Annotated in this window: 29 protein-coding genes; 6 read left to right on the top strand and 23 right to left on the bottom strand. The window is 70.6% G+C overall.

Annotation, left to right across the window (positions count from 1 at the left end):
• Nucleotides 1-108 precede the first annotated feature (108 nt).
• Complete coding sequence (menE, locus tag BLW84_RS24980; RefSeq protein WP_093269535.1) at nucleotides 109-1299, top strand: o-succinylbenzoate--CoA ligase; 1191 nt, start codon at nucleotides 109-111, stop codon at nucleotides 1297-1299.
• 52 nt (nucleotides 1300-1351) lie between these two features.
• Nucleotides 1352-2224 carry a 1,4-dihydroxy-2-naphthoate polyprenyltransferase gene (locus BLW84_RS24975; protein ID WP_093269532.1) on the top strand — a complete coding sequence of 291 codons (873 nt, stop codon included), beginning with the start codon at nucleotides 1352-1354 and terminating at the stop codon, nucleotides 2222-2224.
• 137 nt (nucleotides 2225-2361) lie between these two features.
• Here BLW84_RS24975 and BLW84_RS24970 read toward each other — a convergent pair whose 3' ends face one another.
• Genes BLW84_RS24970 through BLW84_RS24960 form a run of 3 tightly spaced genes read right to left on the bottom strand, consistent with a single transcriptional unit; the run spans nucleotide 2362 to nucleotide 4365 of the window.
• On the bottom strand, nucleotides 2362-2928 hold the full coding sequence (locus tag BLW84_RS24970; RefSeq protein WP_245761355.1) for a DUF3558 family protein: 567 nt from the start codon (nucleotides 2926-2928) through the stop codon (nucleotides 2362-2364).
• A 34-nt stretch (nucleotides 2929-2962) separates the two neighbouring features.
• Nucleotides 2963-4066, bottom strand: a complete 1104-nt coding sequence (gene cds1, locus BLW84_RS24965) for an L-cysteine desulfhydrase Cds1 (RefSeq protein ID WP_093269528.1) — start codon at nucleotides 4064-4066, stop codon at nucleotides 2963-2965.
• Nucleotides 4063-4365 carry a DUF4229 domain-containing protein gene (locus tag BLW84_RS24960; RefSeq protein ID WP_342743175.1) on the bottom strand — a complete coding sequence of 101 codons (303 nt, stop codon included), beginning with the start codon at nucleotides 4363-4365 and terminating at the stop codon, nucleotides 4063-4065. Before BLW84_RS24960 ends, cds1 begins: the two co-directional genes overlap by 4 nt.
• 196 nt (nucleotides 4366-4561) lie before the next feature.
• On the opposite strand from BLW84_RS24960, the gene BLW84_RS24955 reads away from it, so the two are divergent.
• A complete protein-coding gene (locus tag BLW84_RS24955; protein ID WP_093269525.1) occupies nucleotides 4562-4786 on the top strand; it encodes a BldC family transcriptional regulator in 225 nt (74 codons plus the stop codon).
• A gap of 220 nt (nucleotides 4787-5006) precedes the next feature.
• Nucleotides 5007-5198, top strand: coding sequence for a hypothetical protein (locus BLW84_RS24950; RefSeq protein ID WP_093269587.1), 192 nt, complete (start codon nucleotides 5007-5009; stop codon nucleotides 5196-5198).
• A 43-nt stretch (nucleotides 5199-5241) separates the two neighbouring features.
• Here BLW84_RS24950 and BLW84_RS24945 read toward each other — a convergent pair whose 3' ends face one another.
• The 15 genes from BLW84_RS24945 to hemB all read right to left on the bottom strand — a co-directional run bounded on the left by BLW84_RS24945 (nucleotide 5242) and on the right by hemB (nucleotide 18126).
• Nucleotides 5242-6498 carry a MinD/ParA family ATP-binding protein gene (locus tag BLW84_RS24945; RefSeq protein WP_425441751.1) on the bottom strand — a complete coding sequence of 419 codons (1257 nt, stop codon included), beginning with the start codon at nucleotides 6496-6498 and terminating at the stop codon, nucleotides 5242-5244.
• Between the two features lie 641 nt (nucleotides 6499-7139).
• Nucleotides 7140-8138, bottom strand: a complete 999-nt coding sequence (gene ccsB, locus BLW84_RS24940) for a c-type cytochrome biogenesis protein CcsB (protein ID WP_093269520.1) — start codon at nucleotides 8136-8138, stop codon at nucleotides 7140-7142.
• Nucleotides 8138-9760, bottom strand: a complete 1623-nt coding sequence (gene resB / locus BLW84_RS24935) for a cytochrome c biogenesis protein ResB (RefSeq protein ID WP_093269518.1) — start codon at nucleotides 9758-9760, stop codon at nucleotides 8138-8140. The genes ccsB and resB overlap by 1 nt, the downstream gene beginning before the upstream one ends.
• On the bottom strand, nucleotides 9760-10542 hold the full coding sequence (locus tag BLW84_RS24930) for a cytochrome c biogenesis CcdA family protein (protein WP_093269515.1): 783 nt from the start codon (nucleotides 10540-10542) through the stop codon (nucleotides 9760-9762). The genes resB and BLW84_RS24930 overlap by 1 nt, the downstream gene beginning before the upstream one ends.
• A gap of 243 nt (nucleotides 10543-10785) precedes the next feature.
• Nucleotides 10786-11382 carry a TlpA family protein disulfide reductase gene (locus tag BLW84_RS24925; protein ID WP_177226669.1) on the bottom strand — a complete coding sequence of 199 codons (597 nt, stop codon included), beginning with the start codon at nucleotides 11380-11382 and terminating at the stop codon, nucleotides 10786-10788.
• Entirely contained in the window at nucleotides 11379-12014 is a 636-nt protein-coding gene (locus tag BLW84_RS24920) for a histidine phosphatase family protein (RefSeq protein WP_093269509.1), read from the bottom strand. Before BLW84_RS24920 ends, BLW84_RS24925 begins: the two co-directional genes overlap by 4 nt.
• Nucleotides 12011-13360: a glutamate-1-semialdehyde 2,1-aminomutase gene (gene hemL / locus BLW84_RS24915; protein WP_093269506.1), complete on the bottom strand. Its 1350-nt coding sequence runs from the start codon at nucleotides 13358-13360 to the stop codon at nucleotides 12011-12013. Before hemL ends, BLW84_RS24920 begins: the two co-directional genes overlap by 4 nt.
• A 34-nt stretch (nucleotides 13361-13394) precedes the next feature.
• A complete protein-coding gene (locus tag BLW84_RS24910) occupies nucleotides 13395-13757 on the bottom strand; it encodes a hypothetical protein (protein ID WP_093269504.1) in 363 nt (120 codons plus the stop codon).
• A gap of 61 nt (nucleotides 13758-13818) precedes the next feature.
• Complete coding sequence (locus BLW84_RS24905) at nucleotides 13819-14253, bottom strand: hypothetical protein (protein WP_093269501.1); 435 nt, start codon at nucleotides 14251-14253, stop codon at nucleotides 13819-13821.
• Complete coding sequence (locus tag BLW84_RS24900; protein ID WP_093269499.1) at nucleotides 14246-14665, bottom strand: hypothetical protein; 420 nt, start codon at nucleotides 14663-14665, stop codon at nucleotides 14246-14248. Before BLW84_RS24900 ends, BLW84_RS24905 begins: the two co-directional genes overlap by 8 nt.
• Nucleotides 14665-15336 carry a YppG family protein gene (locus BLW84_RS24895; RefSeq protein WP_245761354.1) on the bottom strand — a complete coding sequence of 224 codons (672 nt, stop codon included), beginning with the start codon at nucleotides 15334-15336 and terminating at the stop codon, nucleotides 14665-14667. The genes BLW84_RS24900 and BLW84_RS24895 overlap by 1 nt, the downstream gene beginning before the upstream one ends.
• A gap of 52 nt (nucleotides 15337-15388) precedes the next feature.
• On the bottom strand, nucleotides 15389-15952 hold the full coding sequence (locus tag BLW84_RS24890; protein ID WP_093269494.1) for a hypothetical protein: 564 nt from the start codon (nucleotides 15950-15952) through the stop codon (nucleotides 15389-15391).
• 47 nt (nucleotides 15953-15999) lie between these two features.
• A complete protein-coding gene (locus BLW84_RS24885) occupies nucleotides 16000-16515 on the bottom strand; it encodes a hypothetical protein (protein ID WP_245761353.1) in 516 nt (171 codons plus the stop codon).
• A gap of 40 nt (nucleotides 16516-16555) precedes the next feature.
• Nucleotides 16556-17146: a hypothetical protein gene (locus BLW84_RS24880; protein WP_093269488.1), complete on the bottom strand. Its 591-nt coding sequence runs from the start codon at nucleotides 17144-17146 to the stop codon at nucleotides 16556-16558.
• Nucleotides 17143-18126, bottom strand: a complete 984-nt coding sequence (gene hemB, locus BLW84_RS24875) for a porphobilinogen synthase (RefSeq protein WP_093269485.1) — start codon at nucleotides 18124-18126, stop codon at nucleotides 17143-17145. The genes BLW84_RS24880 and hemB overlap by 4 nt, the downstream gene beginning before the upstream one ends.
• A gap of 202 nt (nucleotides 18127-18328) precedes the next feature.
• On the opposite strand from hemB, the gene BLW84_RS24870 reads away from it, so the two are divergent.
• Nucleotides 18329-19975 (top strand): HEAT repeat domain-containing protein, encoded by a 1647-nt coding sequence (locus BLW84_RS24870; protein WP_143061096.1) that lies wholly within the window; start codon nucleotides 18329-18331, stop codon nucleotides 19973-19975.
• A gap of 178 nt (nucleotides 19976-20153) precedes the next feature.
• Here BLW84_RS24870 and BLW84_RS24865 read toward each other — a convergent pair whose 3' ends face one another.
• The 5 genes from BLW84_RS24865 to BLW84_RS24845 all read right to left on the bottom strand — a co-directional run bounded on the left by BLW84_RS24865 (nucleotide 20154) and on the right by BLW84_RS24845 (nucleotide 25497).
• Entirely contained in the window at nucleotides 20154-21686 is a 1533-nt protein-coding gene (locus tag BLW84_RS24865) for a bifunctional uroporphyrinogen-III C-methyltransferase/uroporphyrinogen-III synthase (RefSeq protein ID WP_093269480.1), read from the bottom strand.
• Nucleotides 21687-21700: 14 nt separating this feature from the next.
• Nucleotides 21701-22639 carry a hydroxymethylbilane synthase gene (gene hemC, locus BLW84_RS24860; protein ID WP_093269477.1) on the bottom strand — a complete coding sequence of 313 codons (939 nt, stop codon included), beginning with the start codon at nucleotides 22637-22639 and terminating at the stop codon, nucleotides 21701-21703.
• Nucleotides 22636-24021: a glutamyl-tRNA reductase gene (locus tag BLW84_RS24855; RefSeq protein WP_093269474.1), complete on the bottom strand. Its 1386-nt coding sequence runs from the start codon at nucleotides 24019-24021 to the stop codon at nucleotides 22636-22638. The genes hemC and BLW84_RS24855 overlap by 4 nt, the downstream gene beginning before the upstream one ends.
• Nucleotides 24018-24872 (bottom strand): redox-sensing transcriptional repressor Rex, encoded by an 855-nt coding sequence (locus BLW84_RS24850; protein WP_093269471.1) that lies wholly within the window; start codon nucleotides 24870-24872, stop codon nucleotides 24018-24020. The genes BLW84_RS24855 and BLW84_RS24850 overlap by 4 nt, the downstream gene beginning before the upstream one ends.
• Nucleotides 24873-25260: 388 nt before the next feature.
• Nucleotides 25261-25497, bottom strand: a complete 237-nt coding sequence (locus tag BLW84_RS24845; RefSeq protein ID WP_093269469.1) for a glutaredoxin family protein — start codon at nucleotides 25495-25497, stop codon at nucleotides 25261-25263.
• A gap of 361 nt (nucleotides 25498-25858) precedes the next feature.
• On the opposite strand from BLW84_RS24845, the gene BLW84_RS24840 reads away from it, so the two are divergent.
• Nucleotides 25859-26503 (top strand): sigma-70 family RNA polymerase sigma factor, encoded by a 645-nt coding sequence (locus BLW84_RS24840; RefSeq protein ID WP_093269466.1) that lies wholly within the window; start codon nucleotides 25859-25861, stop codon nucleotides 26501-26503.
• Nucleotides 26504-26530: the final 27 nt, after the last annotated feature.

The raw sequence follows: 26530 nt of genomic DNA, 5'->3' as shown, positions 1-26530 counted from the left end.
CATCGGCCGAGAATTCGAACACTTGATCGCTAGAACAGGTGATCGAGTGTCGAAATTCTCGTCGCAGCCGCGCGGTCCCCGAGGCCGGTGCTCCCCGACAATGGGCGGATGCCGAACGCCCGCGACCTGCAGCCGCTTCCCGTGCCACCCGGATCCGGGGCATTGGCCGTGCTACCTGCGCTGACGCGGGCACTGCACGGCGACGGGCCGGCGCTGCTGCCGGTCGCCGCCGGGGATGCGGCGGAGTCCCGCCGACTCGTCGCCGCCCTCGCCGACGGCACGCCGCTGACCGCCGCCGAGGACCACCCCGACGACCCGACTGCGCTGGTCATAGCCACCTCCGGATCCACCGGCGCCCCGAAGGGCGTGCTGCTCCCGGCGTCGGCGCTGCGCGCTTCCGCCGAAGCCACCCACCGCCGCCTCGGCGGCCCCGGCCACTGGCTGCTGGCGATGCCCACTCACCACATCGCGGGCATCCAGGTCCTGGTGCGGGCGCTGCTGGCGGGCACCAGCCCGCACGCCGTCGACACCTCTGCCGGGTTCCGCCCCGACGGGTTCGCGGCGGCGGCCCGGCAGGTGCTCGCCGCGGACGGCCCGCACTACACGGCCCTGGTGCCAACGCAGCTGGCCCGGCTGCTCGACGCGGGCGGCGATGGCCTTGCCACGCTGCGGGAATTCGACGCGGTGCTGCTCGGCGGCGCGGCCACGCCACCGGCCTTGCTTCGCCGGGCCCAGGACTCCGGCGTGCGGGTCACCACGACGTACGGGATGAGCGAGACCTCTGGCGGTTGCGTCTACGACGGACGACCGCTGGACGTCGCGAAGGTCGACGTCGACGGGGAGACCGGGCCGATCCTGCTGGCCGGACCGATGCTGGCCAGGGGATATCGGCATCAGCCCGATGCACCGGCGTTCGCCGCCGGCTGGTTCCGCACCGGCGACCTGGGCCGGTGGCAGGACGACCGGCTGGAGGTCCTGGGCCGCGCCGACGACATGATCATCAGCGGCGGGGTCAATGTGGCGCCGCTGCCGGTCGAGCGGGTTCTCGCGGAACAGCCGGGAGTCCGCGAGGCGTGCGTGCTCGGCGTGCCCGACCAGGAATGGGGCGAGGCGGTGGTCGCCGCAGTCGTGCCCGCGGATCCGGCTGCCCCGCCGGCCGAGGACGCGCTCCGGGCCACGGTGCGCGAGCGGCTCGGCTCGGCAGCCGCGCCGAAGCGCATCGCCTTCCTCCCGGAGTTGCCGCTGCGCGGGCCTGGGAAGCCGGATCGGCGCGCGTTGGCAGCACTGCTCGTTTCCTGAATCCGGGGAGGCTCTCACCGACGGTCCTCGCGAGTGCGCGAAGATGGCTCACATGGCGACTGTCGCTCAATGGATCGAAGGCGCTCGCATCCGCACTTTCCCGAATGCGATCGCACCAGTGCTCGCCGGCACCGGCGCGGCGGCGGGGATCGACGGGTTCGACCCCGTGACCGCGGTCCTGGCGCTGCTCGTCTCCATGCTGCTGATCATCGGGGTCAACTTCGCCAACGACTACTCCGACGGCATCCGCGGCACCGATGACGACCGGGTCGGCCCGTTCCGCCTGGTCGGTTCGGGTTCGGCGAAGCCGACCGCGGTGCGCGCGGCGGCCTGGACCTGCTTCGGGCTCGCGGCGATCGCCGGACTCGGCGTCGTCTTCCTAAGTGGACATTGGTGGCTGCTGGCCGTCGGCGCGCTCTGCATCGCCGGGGCCTGGTACTACACCGGCGGCAAACGCCCTTACGGCTACGCGGGTCTCGGCGAGCTCGCCGTGTTCATCTTCTTCGGCCTGGTCGCGGTGCTGGGCACGATGTACGTGCAGGCCGACACGATCTCGGGCTCCGGCATCGGCGCCGCGGTGGGCATCGGATCGCTGTCCAGCGCGGTCCTGGTGGCCAACAACCTCCGCGACATCCCGTCCGACCGCGTCACCGGCAAGCGCACCCTCGCGGTGCTGCTCGGCGATCGCGACACCCGCACGCTCTACGTCGCGCTGACGCTCGTCCCGTTCCTGATCACGGTCCTGATCGGGCTGCGGAACTCCTGGGCGCTGCTCGGTTTCCTCGCCTTGCCACTGCTCATCGTGCCGTTGCGCGCGGTGGCAGGCGGATCCCAGGGACGCGCCCTGATCCCCGCGCTGCGCGACACCGGCTTCGCCATGCTGGCGTGGGCGATCCTCACCGGCGTCGCCGTCGCCATCGGCTGACGCGGACGGTCGCTCGGGAACTCGTTTCCGCACCGGCTGATGTGCAGCGAACGGCCTGTTCGCCTCGATAGACGAGGTGAACAGGCCGTTCGCTTATCAGCACCAGCTAGAGGCCCGCCAAAGCTGTCGGGGGCCGATCACCCCACTACGGCTGGGAGCACGTACTCCGCGACGAGTTCGGCCTTCTCGCACTGGTCGGTGCTCGCTTCGCCGGCCGTCACCGAGACCTGCAGCGTCGCGCCCGCCACACCTGCGAACACGGTGCAGTCGCTAGCGCGCATGGTCCGGGTGCCGCGAACGGAGCCCAGCTCGACCTCTTCGCGGCCGAGCGTGGCAAAGCCCTCAGGTTGGGCGCCGATCAGCACGGAACGCCCGCCCGAACTGGCCTGGAAGGTGCAGCCGCGCACGGGCGGATCGAAGCCGATCTCCCGGAACTCCCCGCGCTCCACCGGAAACGCCAGGGCGCTCAGCTCCTCCCGCTCGGCCAGGCCGCAGAGTTGGTCGGCGGGCAGATCGGCGAGCCGTTTCTGCTGTTCCGGCGGCACTTTCCGGGTGATCGACGGGCTCGCGGATTCCGTCGCGGACTCCTCGGCCGAAGTGGTCGGCGTCGACGGTGCGGCCGTCGGTGGTGCCTGCTCTCCCGACGTGCAACCGGCCACCACGCCGAGCAGCGCAACCGCGGACAGCCAACCCCAACGCCTCACCGACACACCAACCTTCCTGCGCGGGCTCCCGCGTTCAGTCTGCCCGGAACTCCCCGGTGGCGTGGAAGTGGTCCAGCACCGCGGTCGGCGCGGTCAGGTCCAGCCCGCGCTCGGCGACCCAGTCGTCGTCGTAGTAGGTGTGCGTGTAGCGCTCGCCGCCGTCGCAGAGCAGCGTCACGATGCTGCCGCTGCGGCCCTGCTGGATCAGCTCCGAAACCAGGACGAAAACGCCCCACAGGTTGGTTCCGGTGGAGCCGCCCACGCGCCGCCCGAGCACCTTCTCGACCCAGCGGATCGTGGCGATCGACGCCGCGTCCGGCACCTTGATCATCCGGTCGATCGCCTCGCCGACGAACGAGGGCTCCACCCGCGGCCGTCCGATGCCCTCGATCAGCGAACCGGAGTCGCTGGTGCGGTTCGGGTCGCCGTCCCGCCAGGCGTCGAAGAACACGGAGTTCCCGGGATCCACGACGGCCAGCCTCGTGTTGTGCCGGCGGTAGCGCAGGTAGCGCCCGATCGTCGCGCTGGTGCCGCCGGTGCCCGCACCGACCACCACCCACGCCGGCTCGGCGTGCGGTTCGAGCGCGAGCTGCTCGAAGATCGATTCGGCGATGTTGTTGTTGCCGCGCCAGTCGGTGGCCCGCTCGGCGTGCGTGAACTGGTCCATGAAGTGGCCGTCGAGCTCGGCGGCCAGCCGGCGGGACTCGTCGTAGATCGCGCCCGGCTCGTCCACGAAGTGGCAGCGGCCGCCGTGCCACTCGATGAGCGACACCTTCTCGCGACTGGTGGACCTGGGCATCACCGCGATGAACGGCAGCCCGAGCAGGCGCGCGAAGTAGGCCTCGGAAACCGCCGTGGAGCCCGACGAAGCCTCGATCACCGGTGTGTTTTCAGTCACCCAGCCGTTGCAGATCGCGTACAGGAACAGCGATCGGGCCAGCCGGTGCTTGAGCGAACCAGTCGGATGTGTTGACTCGTCCTTGAGGTAGAGGTCGATGCCCCACTCCGCGGGCAGCGGAAAGCGCAGCAGGTGGGTGTCCGCGCTGCGGTTCGCGTCGGCGTCGATGATCCGCACGGCCTCGCTGGTCCAGCCGCGGGTTCGGACACAGGAGCGGTCGATGTCGGAGCCGCCGATCACTGCACGTCCGCGATTCGCTCGCCGCGCAACTGGGCGCGCAGTTCGGCGCGGCGCGCCCCGCGTTCGGCCATCCCGGCGGCGACCCTGCGACGCAGGCCGCCGAAGACGAGCAGCGACAACGGCATCGCCACCACGACGGCCACCGCGAGCGCGACCAGCACGGGAACGTGCACTAGGACCAGCACCACAGTGACTGCGGCCACCAGTCCCAGCCTGGCAAGGGTGTAGAGCGTGATGTCGCGCGTGAGGTTCGACTGCGCGCCCTGGCCCGAGGTTGGGGTTTTCTGCTGTTCCTGCACGTCATCCAGGGTAGAGCAAGACGAGCGGTGCCCGGCCGGGCACCTTCCGGCCGGGCCGCCGCGGGCGCCCGAAGCGCCGTTTTCGTCCCTTACCTTCCCTTTACCTAAACCCAAATGTTCGAGTACCTGACCATCGAGGTGCCAGGATGCGACCGGAATGCCCGAAAACCCACTACTCGCAACGTGGAGGTCACCTGTGACCGCGACGACCCAGCAGCCTCGCCAGAACGGTCAGGAGCAGCTCCTCACCCCCGGTGAGGTCGCTGCGCTCTTCCGGGTCGATCCCAAGACCGTGACCCGGTGGGCGACCGCCGGCCGGATCGGTTCCATCCGCACCCCCGGTGGCCACCGCCGCTTCCGGGAGTCCGAGGTCCGCACCCTGCTGGCCGAGCTGACGAACGACGTCAACCGGTCGGTCTGAGCGGTAATCGGTGCGCCGAGCCGACGCCTCGGCCGTCGGCCAGCGCCCCGCCACCGAGGACCTGAAGATCGCCGGCGGTCCCAGCGACCGCCGATCCAGGTGGCGCCTCGCCCCTCAGCGAGGCGCCACCTGGATCCGCCTGCGATGACACCACCTGCGACGGCGACAACCACGCCCGAGATTGGCTAATCTCGAAGCGGAACAGTTGGAGGTGGCCACGATGATCTACGTGCTGGCAGCGATCGGTGCGCTCACCATCGTCGTGCTGATGTGGAAGGCCTTCGGCCCCCAAGGGACCGGGGAGGCCCGCGGGCGCCCCCGGCAGGCGCCTATCGCACCGGACGACGATCCCGATTTCCTGCGTCGGATCAGCGAGCAGCAGCGCAAGCAGCGCCGCGGCGAAGACGACTGAGCGCGCCGTCGGGGCAGGCTGCGGTGCCCACCCCGACGGACCGTCAGCTCCGGTTGCGGCCAGAAGCCTGCGGGAAGTCGTCGGCCACGATCGCCGCCAGCTCCAGCAGCGCCATCCGGGTGGGCATCTCGAGCTGGTCCAGCTCCACCTCCGCGCCCTCTTCCAGGTGCGGGTCGAACGGGATCTTCGAAACCGCGCGGCAGCGCGCCCCGAAGTGCGCGGCCAGCTTGTCCACGTCGACCTTGCCGGACCCCGGGCGGACCGAGTTGATCACGGCGACGGACCGAGCCACCAGATCGCCGTACCCGTGCGCATCCAGCCAGTCCAATGTGGCCGAGGCGCTGCGCGCCCCGTCGATCGAGCTGGACGACACGATGACCAGCGAGTCGGCCATGTCCAGCACGCCCTTCATCGCGGAGTGCATCAGGCCGGTGCCGCAGTCGGTCAGCACCACGTTGTAGAAGTGCTCCAGCAGCGTGATGGTGCGCCGGTAGTCGTCCTCGCTGAACGCCTCGGAAACGGCCGGATCCTGTTCGCTGGCGAGGATTTCCAGCCGGCTCGGCCCCTGCGAGGTGTAGGAGCGGACGTCGCTGTACTTGCGGATCCGGTGCGCGTCCCGGAGCAGGTGCCGCACGGTCGCGGTGGTTTCCAGCGGAATCTTCTGGCTCAGCGTGCCGCGGTCCGGGTTCGCGTCGACGGCGATCACCCGGTCGCCGCGCAGCGAGGAGAAGGTGGAGCCGAGCGTGGCGGTGGTGGTGGTCTTGCCGACGCCGCCCTTGAGGCTCAGCATCGCGATCTTGTAGCAGCCCTGCAGTGGCTGGTTGATCCGGGCGATCAGCTCGCGCCGCCACCGGTCGGCCGGCCCCTCGCCGAAGTTCACGGTCTTGCCGCTGGCTAGGTAGACGGCCTTGCGCCAACCCGACTGGGGTGACCGTTTGGTCGGCCGGAGCAGCTGAGCGGACGAGAGGTCCTGGCCGAACGGCTGATCCCCGCCGCCCGCGGGCTGGGCAGCCTGGGGGTATGACGAATACGACTGCTGCGGGCCCGGTTGCGGCCCGCCCTGCTGGTTCTGCTGCGGGTACGGCCCAGACGGTCCACCGGACACCGGCGGGTACGGCCCGGATGCTCCACCGGACACCGGCGGATACGGCCCGGACGGCCCTCCGGAGACTGGCGGGTACGGCCCGGATGCTCCTCCGGAAACTGGCGGATACGGCCCGGACGCTCCACCGGAAACCGGTGGGAAGGGTCCGGACGGTCCGCCGGAAACCGGGTAGGGACCCGACTGCCCTCCTGGCACCTGGTGCGGACCCGAGGCGTTCGGCTGGTGGTGCGGGCCGGAAACCGCCGGGTCGGCGTACTGCGGGCTCGCCGGGAACTGCTGCGGGCCGGACTGGCTCGGTTCGGCGTACTGCGGCTGCGCTGCGGCGCCGCCGGGCGCACCGCCCGGGTAGTACGGCTGCGGGGCGTCGCCGACCAAGTACTGGCGGGGTTGCTCGGCCTGCGACGGGTCCACGTACGACGGCGTCGGGTGCCCGGCGGGATGCGGTTGTCCCGGCGAGGTCTCCGGGTCGGCGTACTGCCCCTCCAGCGCCGCTCCGTTCCCGCTGCCCGTGGATTGCTGCTCGGCGATCGCACCGTCGGCCTGCGACGCGGCGGTGCCCGTCTCACGCCGCGCTTCGGGCTCTTCGTACTGTCCGGTCACCGTTGTCGTCCCTCCAACAGTCGAGTCGCGCCCTGCCGGACCGAATCGAGATCTCCCCGTCTCCGCAAGGCACGGTAGTCCCAGATATACCCACAAGTCACCGGGGGTGGCCGGTCGGCTCCGCAAAAGACCACCGCCTGCCGAACCTGACTTGTGCAGGTGGCGGGCGGTGTTCCGGGAATCGCGGTCGCAGCGGCCGGTTTTCGGCCTCGCCCCGGTCGGGGCGGATCACCGGCTCACAGTCCAGCGTACGAGTGAAGTCCCGCGACGACGATGTTGATGAAGAACAGGTTGAAGATCATGACGGCCAGGCCCAGGATGTTGATCCACGCCGACCGGACTCCCCGCCAACCGGCGGTGGCCCGGGCGTGCAGGTACGCGGCGTAGACGACCCACGCGATGAACGAGCAGGTCTCCTTCGGATCCCAGCCCCAGAACCGGCCCCAGGCGGCCTCGGCCCAGATCGCGCCCGCGACGATCGCGAACGTCCAGACCGGGAAGATGATCACCGTGGCGCGGTAGGCCATCCGGTCCAGCGCCTGGCTGGTCGGCAGCCGGGAGCCGAACTTGGCCAGCTTCAGCGGGTTGTTCTCGTACCGGGACCGCAGCAGGTACAGGACGCTGGCGACACCGGCGAAGAGGAGCACGCCGCTGGAGACGATCGCCGCCGCGACGTGGATCACGATCCAGTACGACTGCAGCGCCGGCTGCAACGGCGCGGCCTGGGCGTAGAGCACGGTGCCGGACAGGAACAGCAGCAGGATGACCGGCAACATCAGGAAACCGCCGAGCCCGCGCAGCTGCGTCGGGGTGGCCTCGCGACGCTCCGCGCGCAGCTGCCGGAACAGCACGATGACCCAGGCGACCACTGCAGCCAGGCAGATCGCCGAGCCGAACTCGTACATGTTGCCCCACGGCACCCGGCCGGTGGCGAAACCGCGCATCAGGAGGGAGGCCGCGTGGACCAGCGCGCCGAGCACGGTCATGGCGACGGCCATGCCGCCGAGCCGCTCGCTCAGCGGGCGCTTCGCCGGCGTCTCCACGTGCCCGATCGTCGGCGTCGCGGTGGCCCCGCCACCGGCGTTGACCAGGGCCGGCTCCTTCTTGCGGGCGCCCGCCCCGGTCCTGCCGTAGGCGAATTCCGCGAAGTACAGCAGCATCGCGGCGATGTAGACGACCACGGATGTGGCGTACGCCATGTCGCTGTAGGTCGACAGCGTCTGATTGACCGGCATCAGCTCTTCCTTTCGCGCGCGGGCCCAGCGACCGCGCGTGACTCCGGCGAGTGGTCGACGCCCGTGCCGAGGAGATCGGCGGTCAGCCTGGTGAACTCCTCGCCGTAACCGGCCTGGTCGGTGCGGGCGAGTCCGCCGACTTCGACAACGGTACGCGCGGAACCGGGTTCGTCCGGTTCCGGGTTCGGCACGACGCGGACCCACACGCGGCGGCGCTTGATGGTCAGCGAGGTGCCGATGCCGAAGATGATCGCGATGGCGAAGCCGAGCACCCACGGCTGGAACGGGTCGTACGAGATCTGCAGATTGGCCCAGCGCTTGACCTCGTCGAAGCGGACCTTGGTGCCGTCGTCGAGGGTGATGTCCTCGCCGGGGCGCAGGTTCTTGCGGGCGACCCGCTCGAGCCTGCCCTGATCCACCATGGACTGGTCGACGCCGAAGATCGACTGACCGCGGCCGGAGTCGAGGCCGAGGTCGCCGCGCAGCACGTCCACGGCGACGGTCGGGTCCAGCAGGTCCGGGAAGCCGGAGCTCAGCACCTTGCCGTCGAAGGTGGCGGTGGGCGCGAACAGGCCGGTGATCGCGAGCTGCTTCTGGCGCCGCTGCACGTCGTCCAGCACGCCCGGCGGGTCGAACTTGGTGGCGCCCTGCGAGAGCATCGTCTGCACGGAAACCGGCTGCCACTGGATGATCCCGGTGCGCTGCTGGCCGTCCGGGAACGTCACCGTGAACTGCGGGGCGTATCCGTTGCCGGTCAGGTAGACGCGGTCGCCCGCGATGCGCAGCGGGTGGTTGACCTGCAGCAGGTACGGCTGCCAGGTGTTGGTGTCCAGGTCGTCGTCGGCCTGGTACTGCATGTCCACGCGGAAGCTCTCGACCTGCCCGGTCGGGAGGTACTTCACGTCGAAGTCGTTGACGCGCACGCAGAACGGGTTGAGCTGGGTGCCGTCGACGGTGAGCCCGGCGCGGAAGGAGTCGTAGTTGTAGGTGCCGGCGTTGCAGAACTCGGAGCCGTTGGCCACCACGATGACCTGGCCTTCGTAGCCGTACAGCTTGCCGCCCGCGACGCTGATGAGCATGCCTACCAGGGCGAAGTGGAAGACGAGGTTGCCGATCTCCCGCAGGAAGCCGCGCTCGGCACTGATGGACCGCCCGCCGTCGGCCTCCTCGCGTTCGACCATGCGCCAGCCGCGCAGCCGCTTGCGGGCGGAGGTCATGACCTCGTCGACCGAGGCGTCGAGGGTGGCCTTCTCGTAGTGCGGCATCCGGGCGAGGTTGCGCGGCGTCCGGACCGGCTTGCTGCGCCACTGCTTGTAGTACTCCCAGCAGCGCGGCAGCAGGCAGCCGATCAGCGAGATGAACAGCAGCACGTAGATGGAGGCGAACCAGACGGAGCTGAACACCTCAAAAGCGCCGAGCTTGTCCAAGATCGGCGCCAGCGTCGGGTAGTCGCTGAAGTAGCGGTCCACTTCGGACTGGTTGAGCGAGCGCTGCGGGATCAACGCGCCGGGCAGCGAGGCGAGCGCGAGCAGGAACAGCAGCACCAGCGCGGTGCGCATCGAGGTCAGCCCGCGCCACGTGTTGCGCAGGAACGCCAGGGTGATCTTGAGGAATCCCGGCATCAGATCAGCGTTTCGAAACCGGCGATCGGCTCACGCAGCACTGCGATCAGCTCTCCCCACAAACCGGTGACGAGCAGGAGGCCCACCACGATCAGCAACACACCGCCCGCGATCTGGATGGCCCGGGCCCGGCGGCGCAACCACCCGGCGCTCCGGATGGCCCACCGGGCGCCCAGCGCGAGCAGCACGAACGGCATCCCCAGGCCCAGGCAGTATGCGGCGACCAGCAGGATCCCGCGGACCGCGGTGCCAGTCGTCGCGTCGGTGGCGATGGCGATGGAGGTCACGCCCGCCAGCGTCGGCCCGAGGCACGGGGTCCAGCCCAGCCCGAACACGGCGCCGAGCAGCGGCGCGCCCCAGAGCCCGGCCCTGGGCACCCGGTGGATGCGCAGGTCGCGCTGGAGCGCGGGCACCAACCCGACGAACACCAGGCCCATCGCGATCGTGACCACGCCACCGATCCGCTGCAGCAACAATTCGTTCGCCAGCAGCGCGTCGGACAGCCCGAGCAGCAACAACGTCCCGGATGCGAACACCACGGTGAACCCGGCCACGAAGAGCAGGGCCGCTCCGGCGACCCGCCAACGCCCGCGGCGGCTCTGCTCGGCTTCCGCGACGTTCACCGGCGGGGCATCGGCGCCGACGACACCGGCCAGGTAGGCCAGGTATCCGGGCACCAGCGGCACCACGCAGGGCGAGGCGAAGCTGATCGCCCCGGCGAGCGCTGCGATCGCCGCCGCGAACAGCAGCGGTCCGGTCGCGGCGAGCTCGGTGGGGTTCACACCTCGAGGGTAGGAAAGTCAAGAGGGCGATCTACCACCGGGCTCGGTGAACCGGCCCACATCTTTCCTGGTGAACGCATTGCGCAGGCACGATGCGGGCTCGCCAGGGCCTAAAGTCCCGCGTTTTCAGGACCAGCGGACCCCGTCGGAGGTGAGCATCACACCACATGGCGAAAACCCAGCGCGCGCCCGCTTTCCCGAGGCCGGTACCGGACGCGCGCCGATAGCCGCTGCGCTGGAACGTCAGCGCGGTTCGGCGGCGACCTTCTGCACCTCGGGGAGCAGTTCGCTCTCCAGCATCTCGGTCAGGAAGACCGCCGCGACCCGGTGCTGCCGGTCGAGCACGATCGTGGCCGGCACGGTGCTGCGCGGGAACTGCCGCAGAGCCAGCAGCGTGCGGCCCGCCGGATCGAAGATCGACGGGTAGCTCAGGCCCCGGTCGCGGTGGAAGTCCGCGGCGGCCGACTGGTTGTCCCGCACGTTGATGCCGAGCACCTGGACGCCCTGGGCGGCGGTCTTGTCCTGCACCGCCTGCAGGTCGTCGGCCTCCGACCGGCACGGCCCGCACCACGAGCCCCAGATGTTCAGGACCACGACCTTGTCCTTGAAGTCGTCCAGCCCGATCTGCTTGCCCGGTTCCAGGAGGCTGTCACCGGACATCCCGCTGACCCTGCCGCGCTGCTCCGGCGGGTAGAAGATGCGGGTCTGCCCGCCGGGCGAGACGAAGGTGAACTCACCGCCGCCGCCCTGCGGCACCGCGTCGTCGCCCTGCGTCGCACAGCCTGCGACCAGCGCTAACGTCGCCGCGACGAGTCCGAGCCGCACCACAAGTCGTTTCATGCCCCTGTCACCTTCGGATCGGTCTCACCGGCCGGTTCGACGTAGGCGATCCGCACCAGTTCCTCGCCGCGGAACACCAGGCTGGTCAGCGACGCCAGCGAGCACTGCCGCCGCCGCGGGTCGTGCCACATCGGCTTGCCCTCGAGGAACCGGCGCAGCGTCCAGATCGGCAGCTGGTGCGAAACGCACACCGCCTCGTGGCCGGCCGCCGCCGACCGGGCCCGGTGCGCTGCGCCCAGCATGCGGTGCGCGATCTCGAGGTACGGCTCGCCCCACGACGGCCGCAGCGGGTTCCAGAGCTTCGGCCAGTGCTTCGGCGACCGCAGCGCACCGTCGCCGACCGAGACCTTCAGGCCCTCGAAGCGGTTGTCGGCTTCGATGAGCCGGTCGTCGGTCGCCACGCCGAGCTGGAACATCCCGCCGATCGGCATGGCCGTCTGCTGCGCGCGCTGCAACGGCGAAGCGACGACGTGGGCGACGTCGCGCCCGGCCAGGAACTCCGCGACGACCTTCGCTTGCTGCTCTCCCCGGTCCGACAGCCGGTACCCCGGCAGCCGCCCGTAGAGGACGCCCTCGGGGTTGTGCACCTCGCCGTGGCGCAGGAAGTGCACCACCGTCTTCTCGCCGGTCATGCGTCAGCCCCCGGGGCGGTGGCCGCGGCCGCGGCGCGGGCCGCGTGCGGCAGCGCTTCGGCGATCACTTCGAATGCCGCTTCGTCCATCGCCGCGTTGACGAACCAGGATTCGAACGCGCTCGGCGGCGCGTAGACGCCACGCCGGAGCAGTTCGTGGAAGAACGGCGGGAACCGCCAGACCTGCTGGGCCTGCGCCTGCTCGTAGTTGTGCACCGGCGTCTCGCTGAAGAAGACGCTGACCAAGTTCGCTGCGAAGGCGACCTGGTGCGGCACGCCCTCGGCGGTCAGTGCCGCGCCGAACAGGTCGCCGAGCCGCTTGCTGTTGCGGTCCAGCGCCGCGTAGACCTCGGCGTCGGCGGCGCGCAGGTTGGCCAGCCCGGCGGCGACGGCGACGGGGTTCCCGGACAGCGTGCCCGCCTGGTAGACCGGCCCGGACGGGGCGAGACGGGCCATGATCTCGGCGCGACCGCCGAAGGCGGCCGCGGGCAGCCCGCCGGACATCACCTTGCCGAACGTGTAGAGATCACCGGCGACGCCGTCGACGCCGAACCAGCCGGCCGCGGAGACCCGGAAACCGGTCATGACCTCGTCCATGATCAGCAGCGCCCCGGCGGCGCCGGTGATCTCCCGCAGCCCGGCGTTGAAACCGGGCAGCGGCGCGACCGCGCCCATGTTGCCCGCCGCGGCCTCGGTGATCACGCACGCGATCTCGTCGCCCTGCTCGGCGAAGACCTGGCGCACGGCGTCGAGGTCGTTGTAGGGCAGCACGATGGTGTCCGCCGCCTGCGCACCGGTGACGCCCGGCGAGGTCGGCAGCCCCAGCGTGGCGACCCCGGAGCCGGCGCTGGCCAGCAGCGCGTCGACGTGGCCGTGGTAGCAGCCGGCGAACTTGACGATCTTCTGGCGGCCGGTGAACCCGCGGGCCAGCCGCACGGCGCTCATCGTCGCCTCGGTGCCCGAGTTGACCAACCGGACCTGCTCGACGGGCTCGACGCGGTCGATGATCTCCTGCGCGAGGTCGATCTCACCGGCGCCCGGGGTGCCGAAGGAAAGGCCGTGCGAAGCGGCTTCCTGCACCGCCCGGACCACGTCGGGATGCGCGTGCCCGTTGATCATCGGGCCCCAGGAGGACACCAGGTCCACGTACCGGTTGCCGTCGGCGTCCCACAGGTACGCGCCTTCGCCGCGGACCATGAAGCGGGGCGTGCCGCCGACCGAGTGGAACGCCCGGACCGGCGAGTTGACGCCGCCCGGCGTCACCGCGAGAGCGCGCTCGAACAGCTGCCGCGACCGCGGAGCCGGATCGTCGTTCGAATTCGATGCGGGGTTCGCAGAAGCTGTCACGTCACCAGTCTGACAGGCGCGGCGAAGTGACCGGTCACACCCCGTTCGACTCCCGGCGGCGGGCCCGCAGCGCCAGCACCAGCTGGCGGATCCCGTCGAGCAGCAACAGCCCGGCCAGGGTCGCGGCGCCGACCGCGGCGGCCAGCCAGCTCCCGATCGACCTGGTGACGACGTCGACGGCGCCCTCCGGTCCCGGCAGGTAGATCGTCACCGTCCCCTGCTGCCACGACCACCAGGCCGCGAGCCCCAGCCCCACCGCCACGACCAGCTCGATCCCGGCCACGGCGGCCCGCCAGGGCTGGTTCAGCCCGGCCGAGCCGGCCGGAACATCGGCGTGCTCGACGTCGTCGTCGCTGAGTCGCGGCCCGGAGGCGGGCCACGGTTCCGGAGTCGTCACGCGAAGAAGCGTCTCATGACCGACCGCGCGCACCGCGAACCAGCACCGAGGCCGCGCGCGGTCACCTCTCCACGAGCCGGGCGAGCGCCGACGACAGCGCTTCGGGGTTCTTCGCCCAGGCCAGGACCACCTCGTCGGGTTCGAGCCGGAGCGGGACCTCGCCGGTTCCCTTCGGGACCGTCCAGCTCCCGCCGAGCACCCGCGCCCCCACCGGCGCGCCTACGTCGGTGACCGCCGCGATGCGGCCGACCTCGAGTTCTTCCCGCCCCAGCACCAGCTGCGCGGGCGTAAGCCGCACCGAAACGAGCTTGCGGCGGCCGTACACCCAGATCGCGGCGGCGACCGCGAGCCCACCGCCGACCAGCCCCCAGAGCGGCGCGTTCACCGGGCCCGGCGTCAACGCTTCGACGCCGAGGCCGAGCAGCGCGAACGCCGGCCCCCACAGCACCGGCCACCAGCTGCTGCCGCGCTCCGAGTACAGCACCGGTTCAGTCATGCTCACCCGTCAGCCAGTCCGTGCTCGGGCGCCGCCACATGAGCACCGCGGCGGCCGCGCCGAGGATCAGCACGATCACGTTCACGCTGAACACCGCCCCGGTGCCCAGCAACATCAGCAGGTGCACGACCGCGAACCCCGACAGCACACCGCGAGCCCACGCGCGCCGCCGGAACATCAACGCCCCCAGCACCAGGTAGGCCGCCACCAGCACCACCGCGATTCCCGTGTTCACCAGGAGCAGCTGCTGCGCGCGGTCGGCCGCGTCCGCAGGCGTGGCCTGGTCCTGCGCGATCAACCGCCCCGCCAGGTCGCCGCGCCCAATCCACATCAGCACCGACTGCAACCCCAGGACGAGCGCCACCACCCACCACAGGACGATGGCGAGGCGCAGTGGTCGCGGCGAATCCATCAGAACCGGCTCGTCGCCTTGAAGTACCAGTTCGACGGCTTCAGGTAGACCAGCGCGACGAACACGAGCATCCCCACCAGGCCGAGCCCGGTCTGGCTGTAGGACAACGCGAAGAACGAGCCGGGCAGCTGCTGCTCGTCCAGGTCGCCGGTCATCGTCATGCTGCCGCCCTGGATCAGGCTGATGACGCCGACCAGCATCCAGATGCCGGCGAGGACCGTGAGCGTGATCCGCGCCCAGTTCTTCCCGGCTCGCATCTTGAAGCCGAAGAGGATCCACAGCCCGGTCAGGATCAGGTAGATGATCGTGAGGACCACGAAGAAGAACAGCAGGAAGCCGTTGGCGATGGACGCGATCTGCCGGTCGATGTCCGAGTCACCGCTGGTGCCGGCGATGGAGTCGTTCACGAAGCCCTGCAGCATCAGGTAGCTCAGCACGGAGAGCACCGTGGCGACCAGCGGCACGACGACCGCGATCCAGAACGCGATCTCGACGGTGATCGGCCGCTGGAACGACATCAGCTCCTGCGCGGGCACCGGTGGCGCCGCGAACGGATTCGACTGCGGGTACTGCGAAAACCCGCCCTGCGGGTATTGCTGCGGAAAACCGCCGGAGGGAGTCCCGCCCTGCGGGTACCCACCTTGTTGCCAAGGATTTTGCGGTGGAGTCACGCGGCAAACAGTATGAACAGGGCAGACCCGCTGTCCACTTGGTTGGTCAAACTCACCTGCCCTGCATGGCCTTGAAGTAGTCGTTCGACGGCTTCAGGAAGACCAGCACGAGGAAAAGCACCGTCGTCACGATCACGAGGAACATCTGGACCATGCCGATGATCACGGTCGGCTGGCTGATGGCCGACCCGAAGTCGCCGCCGACCGTCAGGAAGAACGAGACGATCGAGTAGAGGTCGTAGAGCAGCCAGAGGACGGCCAGGACCACCAGCGCGATCCGCGCCCAACCGCGCCCGCGGCGCATCACCAGCGAGAAGACGATCCAGAGGACGGCGCACACCACCGCGGCAACGGTGAAGAAGGCGCTCACCGCCAAGACCGACCAGGTGCTCTCCAGGTAGTCGCTGAGCATGACGAGCAGGACCACGAAGCTGATGACGCTCAGCACCGCGGACAGCGGCGGCACCACCAGCCCGAGGATGCTCGCGAAGTTCACGGTGCCGGGCAGGCGCGGCTTCCCACCAGGCACCTGCTGCGGATACCCCATCGGCGCCTGCGGATAGCCCGCGGGCTGCGGGTTCGGGTTCTGCTGCCAAGGGTTCTGGGGCGACGTCACCCGAAAACACTAATACAGCGGACCATCCCGACGTATCGGAAATGCGCTCACCGGTGCCGGCCGAGCTGGAAGTACTGGTTCGACGGCGCGAGGTACGCGAAGGCGATGGTCGCCGCCACGGCCAGCAGCTGCAGCAAGGACAGCAGCGAGGCCACGATGCTGCCGCTGGCCACCGACGGGATCGTGAGCAGGATCCACACCGCGCCGATCACCGTGATGACGATCCGGGCCCAGTTCCGCCCGCGGCGCATGAAGAACAGGAACATGATCCACAACGCCGCGATGACCACCACGATCACGACCACCATCACCAGCACCGCCTGGTAGATGCTGCGCGCCTGGTCCATCGTGATCGGCTGGCCCTGCGCGGCGGTCTCCTCCAGCACCGCCTGCAGTTCGGCGTCGGACACCAGCAGGAACGATGCCGCCAGGATCGCGAAGCCCACCACCGCGCTGGCGATCCCAGACCAGAAGGCGTAGTTGATCGTGGTCGGCCGCCACGGCCCGGAGGGCTCGTGGCCGGGCACCTGCGGGTCGCGCTCTGGTTCCTGCGGCGGTGTCACCTGCTCCAGGTTAGGAATCGCGGAGGCCGACGTCCAGGCGTTATGACCAACCGTTACCTGGCCGACCCGTTGCGTTACCGATGCGGCGGTTGCGCACCGCGTGGAAGAACCGGTTCGCCTCCGGGCGGTACATGAACACGATCGCGGCGAGCTGGACGAGCATCACGACCAGCGAGAACGCTACGTCCGCACCGGTGATCCCGACGCCGGTGATCTGGCGGATCAGCTCCCCGCCGACCAGCGAGACGGTGAGCACCGTGATCAGCGCGTTGAAGATCCCGAAGCCGCCGAAGACGGTGAGCACGACGCGCGCCCAGTTGCGGCCTTCCAGCATCCGCCGGGACAGCATCAGGTACACCAGCAGGATCAGCGCCTTGAGCAGGAACGTGAACATGATCCCGCTGTTGGCCGCGGCCTCCAGGTCCTGCGTGGTCATGCCCGGCTGGATGTGGCGCAGTTCCGCGATCAGCTTCGGCCGGTCGAGGAGCTGGACGAACGCCTGCACGACGCCGAGCAGCACCGATCCGAGCCACAGCCACTTCGCCGTCTGCAGCGCCTGCGGCGCCGACGGTGGCTCCGGCTCGGGTACCGGTCGGCCGAACGCGTCCACCCGCTGCCCCAGGTCCGTCATGCCCGCGCGTCCTGCAGCCAGCGCGCGGCTTCGGCCGCCCAGTAGGTCAGGACAATGTCGGCGCCGGCCCGCCGGATCGAGGTCAGGGTTTCCAGCACGGTGCGCTGCCGGTCCAGCCAGCCGTTGGCGACCGCGGCCTCGATCATCGAGTACTCGCCGGACACCTGGTAGGCGGCCACCGGCACGTCGGCCACGCCGGCGATGTCGCGCAGCACGTCCAGGTAGGACATCGCGGGCTTTACCATCACCATGTCGGCGCCCTCGGCGAGGTCCAGATCGGCCTCGCGCAGCGCCTCCCGGCCGTTGGCCGGGTCCTGCTGGTAGGTCTTGCGGTCGCCCTTGAGCTGCGAGTCCACCGCGTCGCGGAACGGGCCGAAGAAGGCGGAGGCGTACTTCGCCGAGTAGGCCAGGATCGAGGTGTCGCCGAAACCGGTCGCGTCCAGCGAGTCGCGGATCACGCCGACCTGGCCGTCCATCATGCCGCTCGGGCCCACCACGTGGGCCCCGGACTGGGCCTGGACCACGGCCATCTCGCCGTAGATCTGCAGCGTGCGGTCGTTGTCGACGTTGCCGTCCTCGTCCAGGACGCCGCAGTGCCCGTGGTCGGTGAACTCGTCCAGGCACAGGTCGGCCATCAGCACGGTGTCGTCGCCGAGCTCGGAGTGCAGGTCGCGGAGCGCGACGTTGAGGATGCCGTCCGGGTCGACCGCGCCGGAGCCCTCGGCGTCGTGCGTGGTCGGCACGCCGAAGAGCATCAGCCCGCCGACACCGGCGTTGACGGCGTCGACCGCGGCCTTGCGCAGCGAGTCGCGGCTGTGCTGCAGGACGCCCGGCATCGACGGGATCGGCGCCGGTTCGTTCGCGCCCTCGCGGACGAACATCGGCAGCACCAGGTGGCGGGGCTCCACGGAGGTCTCGGAAACCAGTCGGCGCAGCGCGGGGTTGCGACGCAGTCGGCGCGGACGGTGCGAGGGGTACATGACAGCGGCTCCCCAAACAGGCTCGGCGGGGTGATACCCCGAGCGTAGCGATCCGGCAGAACGGACGTCCCGAGGGCTCGGCCTGCCCTTAGACAGGTCGTGAGTGCCCACCCTCGCCAATCCCGGCCAAAACCCCGTTCTCCGGGCCTGGAGGTTGCTAGCTTCCACACATCTGTTCGATCGATTGCACCTGGAGCAGGACTTGACCGCTCGGCCGTCGCGCCTGGCCGCGATGCTCGCGAATCCCGGCGACATCTCCTTCCACGACGCGACAGATCTGCGGCTGCTCGCCGCGATGACCCAGGAGGATCGCGCCGAGCTGCGGGCGGCCGCCCGGTCCGGCGCGGGCTGGGACCGGACGTTCGCCACCGTGGCTCTCGCTCGCCTTCGGGACGAGGCCGCCGGCGACCTGCTCGCCGATCTGGTGGCCGACCCCGCTCGCTGGGAGGACACGGCCTCCGCCCTCCGGATCGGCGCGGACGAATCCGGTTCGGCGGCGCTCGCCGAGCACGAAGATCTGCTCGCCCCGTGGCTGCTGGAAATGCTGGGCTCCGACGACGAGGCGGTGCGCCGCAGCGCCGCCGCCACGCTCGGCATCCTCCGCATCGCCGCAGCCGGACCGCGGTTGCTGCGGCTGGCGCAGTCGGCGATCGACGAGCTGCCGAGCAGCGAGGAACGCACTTCGACGGCTTGGGTGCTGCTGAACGCGGCCGCCGGAACCTCGCCCGGCCGGGAGGTGGCCGACCAGGTGCGCCGGTGGCTGGACCTGCCGATCGACCACGCGCAGTGGCCCGCGGATGCCCTGGCTGCGATCGCCGCGAGAGCAGAGCCGGGAGTTTACGAGTGGGCGCTGGAGCGGTGCGCCGACCGGCTCATGAACGGCGATACCCGGTGCACAGTGGACGCTCTGGCCGGCCGCGGCCGGGAAAGCCTGCCGCTGCTGGAGAAAGTAGCGCTGGAATCACCGCACCGGGATGCGCCGGGCAAGGCGCTGGAGGCCATCGCGGCGCTGGACTCCGGCCTCGCCGAGCGCCACGCCCGGGAGCACTGGACGCGGTTCCCGGAGGAAGCGATCGAGGTGCTCAGCGAGCGCTACCGCGGATCGGCCGATCCCGAAGTCGCCGAACTGGTGGTGCGAATCGTCAAGAATGCCGCGCGGCGATCCCCGTGGGATTTCTGCGATGCGCTGGTCCGCATCGGCGGGCCCATCGCGATGTCGGCGGCCACGCGGGCCGTCGAGAAGCTCGCCGAACGCGACGAGCACGACGAGGATCTGCCCCGCCTGCGCAGCCTGGTCACGCACGCCGCACCGGCCCGCGACCTCGCCGCGGAGCTGACCGTTCTCGGCCTGGTCCCGGAGTGGGCGGCGGAGGTCGCCGACGAGCTGGCCCCCGGCCCGGTGTCGCCGTACGACCTGCTGCTGGCGGTGTTCGAGCGGGCGGGCCGTTCGGTCGACTTCGACCCGGATTCCGGGTCCTACCCGCCGAGCTACGTTGACCTCCTGGCCGAGTTCGTCGGTGCCGCCGGCGGCACCGTGGAGGTCTCCGACGTCGAGCTGGTCGGCATCGATGAAGACGGCGACGCGATCGAGATCGACGAAGAGGAATCCGAGGGGTTCCGGTTCTCCTTCGTCCACGGCGGCTCGTCGCACTCCTGGGACACCGAGGACAACGGCGACTACCTCGACATCGAGGTCACCGCGGGGATGGCCCACGCCCTCCGCCCGGCCGACCCGAGCGACCCGCGCCGGTTCGTCGAGGTCGGGAACGCTTCGACCACGTACCTCTTCGCCGATCCCGAGAAGCTGTCCGAGTTCTGCAAGCGCAACGGCATCGACGAGGCCTTCTGAACGAGCTGCCGCCCCGGACTTCCGTGGTCGGCGTTTCCGCTGGCGACGGGGTCGTGAGTGTTTTGGAGCGCTATGGCAGCCCAAAACGCTCACGACCCAGAGCCGCTCAAGATGCCCCGCAAAGCGAAGGGCGCCTCCGCCCGGCCATGCCGGTCGAAGGCGCCCTCCACTCGGAAAATCAGCTGCGGCGAGCCCGCTTGGCCTTGCGCGGCGGCGGCAGCGCGCCCTCCGCGCGGAGCCGGGCAGCGTGCTCGGCCAGCGCGTCCACCAGGTCCTCCACCCGCGGGATCTCCGGCTGGACGTCGACCCGCAGGCCGAACTCCTTCGCCGTCTCCGCGGTGTTCGGACCGATGCACGCCACCAGCGTCCGGGCGTGCGGCTTGCCCGCGATGCCGACCAGGTTCCGGACGGTGGACGACGAGGTGAAGCACACCGCGTCGAACCCGCCGGTCTTGATCATCTCGCGGGTCTCGGCCGGCGGCGGCGCCGCGCGGACCGTGCGGTAGGCCGTCACGTCGTCGACCTCCCAGCCGCGCTCGCGCAGCCCGGCCGACAGCGTCTCGGTGGCGATGTCCGCCCGCGGCAGCAGCACCCGGTCGACCGGGTCGAGGATGTCGTCGTGCGGCGGGAACTCCTGCAGCAGGCCATCGCTGGACTGGTCACCGGCGGGCAGCAGCTCCGGGATGATCCCGAAGGAGCGGACCTTCTCCGCGGTGGCCTCGCCGACGCAGGCGATCTTCACGCCGGAGAACGCCCGGGCGTCCAGCCCGAACTCGCCGAACTTCTCCCACACCGCGCGGACCGCGTTCGCCGAGGTGAACACCACCCACTGGTAGCGGCCGTCGACCAGGCCCTTGACCGCGCGCTCCATCTGCGCGGGGCTGCGCGGCGGCTCGACGGAGATCGTTGGCACCTCGTGCGAGACCGCGCCGTGCGACCACAGCCGGTCGCTCATCACGCCGGCCTGCTCCTTGGTGCGCGGCACCAGGACCTTCCAGCCGTACAGGGCGCGCGACTCCCACCAGGACAGCTTGCCGCGCTCGGACACGATGTCGCCGATGGTCACCACCAGGTGGCCCTGCAGCTCACCCGCGTCGGCGGCCAGCGAGGCCAGCGTCGTGTCGATCGTGCGCTGCTGCACGGTGGTGCCGGAGGCGGTCACCGCCACGGCGGTCGTCGCCGGCCTGCCGTGCTCGACCAGGCGCGAGGCGGCCTCGGCCAAGTGGCTGCCGGTGGTGTGCAGCACCAGCGCGCCGGGCACCGCGGCCAGCGAGGCCCAGTCCACGTCGCCGCGGACATCGACCTCGGTGTGCACCGCGCCCAGCGCGACGCCGGCGTAGGCCGGAACCGCGCTGCCGCCGGCGACGCCGGGGATGATGTCGAAGGCGGCGCCGGTCTTGGCGACCTCCTGGACCTCGCGGACCACCGCGTCGGCGGTCAGCGGGTCGCCCGCGACCAACCGCACCACGGTGCGACCGGTCGAGGCCTCGTTCACCAGGTCCTTGGCCACGTCCGCCGGGTCGCCCACGGCGGGGCGGACCTCGGCGCCGTCGGCTGCCTGTCCGACGATGTCGGCGGGTACGTCCGGGTCGGTCACCAGCAGCGCTGCGCGGGTGATCACATTCCGGCCCCGAACGGTGAGCAGTCCCGCGTCACCGGGACCGGAGCCCACGAAAGCAATCCGTCCGGGGGTCTTACGTGCTCGGGTCATCAGGGCACTCCCCATCAACTACTGCCAGGTCCGCTGAGCAAAGCGGCCCTGGCTTCCAGCAACTGGGCGGCCAATTCCCGGCCCAGCTGCTCGGCGGCGGTCGTCTCACCAGTGGCGGAGGCGCGCACCAACTGATCGTCGTCGGTCGCCACCACCCCTCGCACGGACAGCCGCAGCGCCACGCGCCCGTCCTCGTCGAGGTCATCCACCACTTCGGCCAGCGCGCCGACCGGCGCGCTACAGCCCGCTTCGAGCGCGGACAACATGGCGCGCTCGGCGGCCACCGCGGCGCGGCTGGCCTGATCGTCCAAAACGGACTGCAGCAGGTGCTCGGTGTCCACGTCATCGACGCGGCATTCCACTGCGAGCGCGCCCTGGGCGGGCGCGGGCAGCATCTGCAGTGGATCGAGCGTTTCCGTGATCACCGCAAGCCGGCCCACACGGGCCAGCCCGGCTCGGGCGAGCACGACGGCGTCCAGCTCACCGTCGGTCACCTTCCGCAGGCGGGTGTCCACATTGCCGCGGATGCTGCGCACCTCCAGCCCCAGGCCGAGGGCCCGGAGCTGGCTGGCGCGGCGCGGCGAACCGGTGCCCACAACGGACCCCGGGGGCAATTCGCCGAGCGTCAGACCGTCCCGTGCCACCAGCGCGTCCCGCGGGTCCTCCCGGACCGGGACGGCGGCCAGCGACAACCGGGGGTCCGGTTCGGTCGGCAGGTCTTTGAAGGAGTGCACCGCGACGTCCACCTCGCCGGCGGCCAGCGCCTCGCGCAGCGCCGAGGTGAACACGCCGACGCCGATCTCGGCGATCGGCGCCATCGAGAGGTCGCCGGGGGTCTTCACCGCGACCAGCTGGGTCGGGTAACCCGCCTTCTCCAGCTCCTCGGCGACGTTCGACGACTGCGCCATCGCGAGGGCGCTGCCGCGGGTGCCGATGCGGAGGGTCTTGTTCAACGGTCCTCACCGTCCTGTTCTGCTCGACCGCGCAGGCGCGCCTGGGCGACGGTGACCCCGCCGGGAAGGCTCTCGTCGGCCTGCGGGGTGCCGAGCACGGCAGTCGTCTGCGGATCGAGTTCGAAGAGCTCTCGGAGCGCGTCGGCGTACCCGGCACCGCCGGGCACCGACGCGAGTTGCTTGACCCGGACCGTCGGCGTGTGCAGGAGCTTGTCCACCACGCGACGGACGGTGCGCGCCAGTTCGTCGCGCACGTCGCCGTCCAGTTCAGGCAGCCGCGAATCGAGTCGCAGCAGTTCGCCGTCCACGACCTCGGCGGCGCGCTTGCGCAGCGCGGTCACGGTCGGAGTCACTTCGGCCGAGCGCTGCGCGGCGAGGTAGCCGCGCAGTTCCTCGGCGACGATTTGTGCGGCCCGCTCGGACTCGTTGCCGCCCTGCTTGTCCGACAGCCGCTGCTGCAGGCTCTCCAGGTCGACGACGGTCACGCCGGGCAGTCCGGCCACCTCGGGCGCGATGTCCCGGGGCAGGCCGAGGTCGCAGCACAGCAGTGGGCGGTCGTCGCGGACGGTCAGCGCCGCCGCGACCACGTCTTCGGTCACCACCGCGCCGATCGCGCCGGTGCAGGCCACCACGAGGTCGGCCGCGGCGATCGCGCTGCTGAGGTCCGTGAGGTCGGCGGTGCGGGCGGCGACGCCGTCGGCGCGCAGCGACGAGGCAAGCCGCTCGCCGTTGGCCGCGGTGCGGTTGGCGATCACGACCTCGCCGATGCCCGCGCGCTTGAGCTGCGCGGAGGCCAGGCCGCCCATCGAGCCCGCGCCGACCACCAGCGCGCTGCGCCCGGCCAAGCCGTCGAGCGCGACCTCGGCGTCGGCGAGCGCCTCGGAGACCACCGACGCGCCTTCGGCGTCGATGCCGGTCTCGGCGTGCACCCGCTTGCCGACGCGGAGCGCCTGCTGCGCGAGCTCGTGCAGCGTCTTGCCGACGGTGCCGTTCTCGTCAGCCGCGCCGTAGGCCTGCCGCAGCTGGCCGAGGATCTGCGCCTCACCTACGACCATCGAGTCCAGGCCCGCGGACACCGAGAAGAGGTGCTCCACCGCGGCGCCCGCGTAGTAGACGTAGAGGTGGTCGGCGAGCTCGCCTACCTCCGCACCCGCGTGCCGGGCGAGCACGGACGTCACGTCGTCCAGGCCGCCGTGGAAGGTCTCCGCGACGGCGTAGACCTCGACCCGGTTGCAGGTCGAGATGATGAACGCCTCGCAGATGTGCTCGCGCTGCAGCAGTTCGCCGAGAAGCTTGGCGACGTCATCGCCGCCGATCGCGACGCGCTCCAGCACCCGCACCGGGGCGCTGTGGTGGGAAATCCCGACGGTGAGCAGGTTCACAGCCGTTCCACCATCCTGTCCGCCGATTCGACCTGACCCGACACCCGATCTCCGCCGCCCGGCGGACCGATGTCCGCACCGTCCACATCGGATCGGCCGGCTTCCGCCGCCGCTTCCTGCTGACGTCGGGCCACGTGAAACGACAGGATCTGCATCTCCACCGCCAGGTCGACCTTGCGCACCTCGACGTCTTCGGGGACCTGCAGCACGACGGGCGCGAAGTTCAGGATGCACGTAACGCCGCCGGCGACCAAACGCTCGCAGACCTCCTGGGCGCCCTGCACGGGCGTGGCGATGACGCCGATGGTGACCTCGCGCTCGGCGCACACCTCGACGATGTCGTCGATGTGGTTGACCGGGATGCCGCCGACCGGCACGCCGACCAGGTCCGGGTCGAGGTCGAACAGCGCGGAGACCGGGAAGCCGCGGCCCGGGAAGCCGCCGTAGTTGGCCAGCGCGTGGCCGAGATTACCGATCCCGACCACCGCGACGCTGTGCTTGCGGGTCAGGCCCAGGATGCGCTCGATCTGGCCGATGAGCACCGCGACCTCGTAGCCGACGCCGCGGGTGCCGTAGGAGCCGATGTAGGAGAGGTCCTTGCGCAGCTTCGCGGAGTTGACCCCGGCGGCGACGGCCAGCTCATCGCTGGAGACCGTGCCCACGTTCTGCTCGGCGAGACTGGACAGCGCCCGCAGGTAGACCGCGAGCCGGGCGACGGCGGCTTCCGGGATCGCCCTGGCGCGCTCCCGAGCCGCGGGGACCTCGATCGCCGGCGACTGCTTGGAGTCGGTCCGGGAATCGGCCTCGGCCTGCCCGTCACCGTCCTGCACGTCCGCTCCGTGGGCCGTCACGCTGGATCTCCCTCGCCCTACCTGCTGCTTTGGCCTGCCCGTCCGCGCCCGGAGGCGCGGCGGTCGTCGCCCACTTCCCGACATCGCTGCTCAGGTTGGGGCTCCGACACCGGCCGGTCCGCCGACCGGCTGCTCGGCGTCATCCGCGAACGCCGCCGGCATCCGACGGCTCGACACCTGATCCGCTGATCCACACCGAGAATCCGGCGACCCGACCCGTACACCGTAACTAATTTGTGAACGCATGCACAAAGTCGCAGGGCCGGACTCCGCCGGAGGCGCAAGCCTTCCCCGCCATCATTGCCGATGGCCCCCCGACGTGCCAAAACGCGTGGTCTGGAGCACGTGATGGCGGCAACCCGCACCGACCACCGGCCAAGATCACGGGTCAGCGGGCCAGGGCCCGGCGGAAGCGGTCCTCCTCGACCTTCCAGTAGCCGTGCTCGACTCCATCGATCAAGATCACCGGGACCCGGTCGCCGTACTCCGCGCGCAGCTCCGGGTCGGTGTCCACGTCCTGCGCGGACCACGACACATCGAGCTCTGCGCAGATCCGCCGCACGTCGGAGATCGCGTCCGCGCAGGAGTGGCAACCCTCGCGGGTCATCACCGTCACCTCGTGCATGCCTTCGCTCCAGGGAGAAATTCGGGCCGACTTCGCGGCCTCCAAAGTACCCAGCGGGCCGGGTAACGGCACGACACCGACCGCGCTGGTCAAGTGTCCAAAATCACCTGTCGGAGTTAGGCGTCGCACCCCGGCTGAACACGCTCTGCAACCAGAGCGTCACCGAGTAGTACTACCTACTTCCGAGTAACAACACGTATGCTGCTGCTCCAACGCCCACGCCCCCGGCGTCACCAGGCCATCGGAGCCCCGTTGGCCGGCCGGAGGCGGGTGTCCGCCGGACACCGCGACATGACACCGGCACCGGTGCGTCTCACCCGCACCAAGCCGGTCCGCCAACGACGGCAGGAGGTCGCAAGAGATGAGCAGCCCGAAGACGCTCGCACCCCCCGCCCCGGCCGCACCCTTCCGCAGCGTCGACGTCCCGGTCTCCCGATCGGTGCCCAGGCCGGGCACCGAGAGCTGGGCCTACGTCAGCGCCGCGCAGCAGGGCGACAACGACGCCTTCGGCCACCTCTACGACGAGTACGCCCAGATCGTCTACCGGTACGTGCTGTTCCGGGTCAGCGACCACTGCCTGGCCGAGGACATCACCAGCGAGACGTTCCTGCGCGCGCTGCGCCGGATCGCCTCCATCAGCTACCAGGGCCGCGATGTGGCGGCCTGGTTCATCACCATCGCCAAGAACCTCATCCTCGACCACATCAAGTCCAGCCGGAACCGGCTGGAGATCCCCACCTCCGACGTCACCGACAACCTGCCGGTCGGCCGGACGCACTTCGGCCCGGAACAGCACGTGCTCACCGAGGCGACCCACCGAGAGCTGCTCAGTTGCGTCCGGCAGCTCAACCCCGACCAGCGCGAATGCATCCGGCTGCGGTTCCTGCAGGGCCTGTCGGTGACCGAGACGGCGGCCGCGATGCAGCGCAACGAGGGGGCGGTCAAGGCCCTCCAGCACCGCGCGATCCGCCGGCTGGCGCAGCTGCTGCCCGACGACCTCCGCTGACCTCCCGCCGCGATCCCCGCGGAAATC

Source organism: Saccharopolyspora shandongensis (genome assembly GCF_900106995.1).
Lineage (GTDB): Bacteria > Actinomycetota > Actinomycetes > Mycobacteriales > Pseudonocardiaceae > Saccharopolyspora > Saccharopolyspora shandongensis.
Note: the sequence above shows the minus strand (reverse complement) of the source record. Positions and strands in the feature narration are given on the sequence as shown.